This window comes from Hyella patelloides LEGE 07179 (genome assembly GCF_900659865.1).
GTDB lineage: Bacteria > Cyanobacteriota > Cyanobacteriia > Cyanobacteriales > Xenococcaceae > Hyella > Hyella patelloides.
Genome location: NZ_LR214394.1, coordinates 1 through 3754, shown reverse-complemented (window position 1 = coordinate 3754; position 3754 = coordinate 1). Strand labels below are relative to the sequence as shown.

The window sequence follows — 3754 nt, the reverse complement described above, 5'->3', positions numbered from 1 at the left end:
ACTTCTGAGTAATAGGACGTTCTCCATCAATATCTAAAGTGCCTACCACCTGATATTTATTAGCCATAATGGGACGTTTGCCATCGGCTTCAAAAGTATCAACTACTTCCGTGCTGCTACTGTCTACTGGACGTTGACCATCTATTTCTAGTACTTTATTTTCATTGGATGTGTTTTTGATTTCCGAGTTATTCTTTTCTGTCGATTTATTTTCCGACTTTTGAGCTTTTAAATTGTCTTTATCTTGACGATTTCTAACTAAAAAATCGGGACTTTCAGCAATAGGACGAGTTCCGTCTTCTTCAAAGGTATCTACTATATTAACATCAGTACTTTCTATGGGGCGAATTCCATCTTCTTTAAAGGTTTTGTTATTCGACTGTTCATTCATAACTAATATTTTTAAAATTATTCTTTGCTAATAGTCAATAGTTTACTTTAATGTATTCCAAAATAAATCTGACTAAGGTTGCGTATTGCAATCTAAAAACAAATAAATAAATAAAATAATAGTAAATGCGATCTCCACAATAAAACTAAATGAGAACAATTAGACAATTAGAGAGATAGAAACCCAATTATATTTACTTTTGTAAAGTAGAAAAAACAACTCGGTCAGAGGAAATACAATAAAAAACGTAAGTAGTTACGTAAATAATTTTATAATTATGGATTTTTATTTTCAGGCTGGCAAACTAGCATTAGGTAGTCGTTTACGTCGCTTAAGTGAGAGGCTAACCGAAGACGCTACAAAAATTTTTGACTTATATGAAGTTACGTTAGACCCTAAATGGTTTCCTGTTTTTTATGTTCTCTCACATCAAGAGGAAGCATCAATCACCGAAATTGCTCAAGTTATCGGTCATTCCCATGCGTCAGTCAGTCAGATTGTCAAAGAAATGAAAAAAAAAGAATTAGCAATTACTAACAAAAGTACTGAAGATGGAAGAGTTAATGTTGTCAAGCTCTCTGATGCAGGGAAACAAATTATTTCTAAAATCGAAAACCAATATCTTGACGTAACCCAAGCTGTTGAAGAGCTTTTTTTAGAAACAGAACATGATTTATGGAAAGCCATCGAAGAGGTTGAGTTTCTACTAACTGACAAAAGTTTTTTCGATCGTGTCCGAGAAGTACGAAAAGTTCGTGAACATCAACACATTGAAATCATTGACTATAATTCGGAGTTTCAAAATGAGTTTAAACAGCTAAACTATGAATGGATAAAAAAATACTTTGAGATAGAAGAATCTGACTATCAATCTCTTAACTATCCAGACAAAAAGATTTTGCAGCCTGGCGGACATATATACTTGGCACGTTATGAAGACGAAATTGTTGGTACTTGTGCGCTGATCAAAGCCAATAGCGATACCTATGAGTTAGCTAAAATGGCAGTGGTAGAAAGCAAAAGAGGCAAAGGTATCGGCTGGTTATTGGGACAAGCTGCTGTTAATAAAGCACGTGAATTAGGTGCAAAAACAATTTTTTTGGAAAGTAATACTGTTTTGCAGCCAGCGATTAAACTTTATCAAAAATTAGGGTTTAGGAAAGTTGTACGACAGCCTTCACCCTATGAGCGTTGTAATATTCAAATGGAACTCAAGCTTGTATAGGTTTTTATATATTTCTGTTTTTTGGTCATTAAATCTCGAACAAACTTATCAATCATGATAGTTATTGTTTAATTAAGAATGAGATTTTTGTTTCATTATTTCTGTTTCGTTTTGCCACATATTCTCTGGTAAACGTTCATAAATAATTTGATATGCCGAACAAGTAACTCTTACTGGTAGAAGCAGAGACGGCATTTTTGACGAGATTGGGGTTAAAACGAAACAATCTAATCGAATTGAAGCTCTGCGATCGCCTTTAATGTCTCGATTTGGGCAGATAATAGTGCCAAAAAGCTTGCTGCAATTAGAATAGGAGACGATCCTAGTCAGATTGATAACGATAGTGAAGAAAATAGCTTACTCGTAGCAACAATACTAAGAGTTTGTGATTATGCAGCCGATGATAACTCTGTTGGGAATGCTTTATACGAGCCTCTAGCTGATGCTTTAGAAAATATCTAAAACGTTTTTTTTTGAAGTAAAGTAAGCCCTCTAAATCTCCCAAATTTGGGAGACTTATAATGTATTCCCCCCAGAATTGGGGGGTTAGGGGGGCGAAAACATGGATGAAAAACAAAACTGATTAGAAAATTAATATTATGCCTAAAAAAAACAATTCTCCCGTAGCATTACCCGCACGTATGGATTTAGCATATTTGCAACTGAAGAGCCAGAAAATCTTAAAGCACTCTGTCGCGTAGCACACTATTTAAGAACTTCTCCAGCATACACGAAAGGAAACATTAAGCAGCCATATCCAATGCACTTAGGAAAAACATTAATTGACGATTATTTATGTATTTTAGATTTAGATTCATAATTTGAGAACTCAAAAATTTTTTATAGCGAACGCTTTTTCGGCTTTCCACAAATACCGTCATAATCATAAATATGATGACCATCTCAACTCAATCATGAAAATACTACAGCTACCATCAGGAAGAGAAATACCCATACTCGGACAGGGAACATGGCGTATGGGAGAAAAAGCCAGCCAGAAACAGGCGGAGATAGATGCGCTAAAGCTTGGTATAGATTTGGGAATGACTTTGATTGATACGGCGGAGATGTATGGGGAAGGTGGTGCAGAAAAGATCGTAGCAGAAGCGATCGCTAATTGCCGTAAAGAGGTATATTTGGTTAGTAAGGTATATCCTTTCAATGCTAGTTACAAGGGGGTAATAGCTGCTTGCAATCGCTCTTTATCTAGACTGAAAACAGATTACCTTGATTTATATTTACTCCACTGGCGCGGATCGATTCCTTTATCAGAAACCCTAAAAGGATTACAGCATCTCAAGCAAGTCGGAAAGATTAGAGATTACGGCGTAAGTAACTTCGATACCGATGATATGGAAGAAGCAGAGTCTTTACCAGGAGGAAAAGAAATAGCAACTAATCAGGTACTTTATAACTTGATGCGACGTGGTATTGAATGGGATTTACTACCCTGGTGTAAAGATCGTAATATTCCCATCATGGCTTATTCTCCTGTGGAACAGCGAGCTTTTGTTAATGATTCTAAGTTAGAAAACATTGCAGCTAAGTATAATGCTACATCTACCCAAATCGCTCTTAGTTGGCTGCTCCATCAGAATAATATAATTTCTATTCCCAAGGCTACTAATCCCAAACACATTAAACAAAATCGTGCTGCTTTAGATATTTATTTAACTCCAGAGGACATCCAAGAAATCGATCGCGCTTTTAAACCACCAAGTCGCAAAATGAATTTAGCAATGAGATAAACAATTAGAGATTGTTTGTGAATAGAAAATTAAAAACAACGAAGACAAGGAAAATTTATCAAAATTTGTTTGATTATTAACGCTGAAATCCTGAAAAACCTTTATCTATATAAGTTTTCCCAGTCATGAAGTACAGTATTTTTCCCTTTTCCCAAACACAACCAAGGCATAATAATTATTACTGATGGTAAGGGCAAACCAGCTTCGCCCTTACAGAGTTTATACTGTTCTAATCTTTGCTTCAACTGTTATCATTAGAAAAATCGAAACCCGAAAATCAATACATTCACGAAGTCAGAAATCTGAAGTCGTGATGTCAGTCGTTTTACCTCTGAGGCGAAGGAGCGAGGATTCAATACTTGAATATATTTTGTTTCTCTTCGCCTAAAA

At 35.5% G+C, this 3754-nt stretch carries 4 protein-coding genes; 2 read left to right on the top strand and 2 right to left on the bottom strand.

Annotated features, from left to right (window positions below; genetic code table 11):
• A partial coding sequence (locus H1P_RS35095) for a hypothetical protein (RefSeq protein WP_144876378.1) occupies window positions 1–391 on the bottom strand: 391 nt, incomplete at its 3' end.
• 277 nt (window positions 392–668) lie between these two features.
• Between H1P_RS35095 and H1P_RS35090 the strand changes: the two genes are divergently transcribed.
• Window positions 669–1616 (top strand): bifunctional helix-turn-helix transcriptional regulator/GNAT family N-acetyltransferase, encoded by a 948-nt coding sequence (locus H1P_RS35090; RefSeq protein WP_144876376.1) that lies wholly within the window; start codon window positions 669–671, stop codon window positions 1614–1616.
• A 72-nt stretch (window positions 1617–1688) separates the two neighbouring features.
• On the opposite strand, the gene H1P_RS39180 is transcribed toward H1P_RS35090, so the two are convergent.
• Entirely contained in the window at window positions 1689–1811 is a 123-nt protein-coding gene (locus H1P_RS39180; RefSeq protein WP_281291297.1) for a hypothetical protein, read from the bottom strand.
• Between the two features lie 719 nt (window positions 1812–2530).
• Between H1P_RS39180 and H1P_RS35075 the strand changes: the two genes are divergently transcribed.
• Window positions 2531–3364 (top strand): aldo/keto reductase, encoded by an 834-nt coding sequence (locus tag H1P_RS35075; protein ID WP_144876372.1) that lies wholly within the window; start codon window positions 2531–2533, stop codon window positions 3362–3364.
• Window positions 3365–3754: the final 390 nt, after the last annotated feature.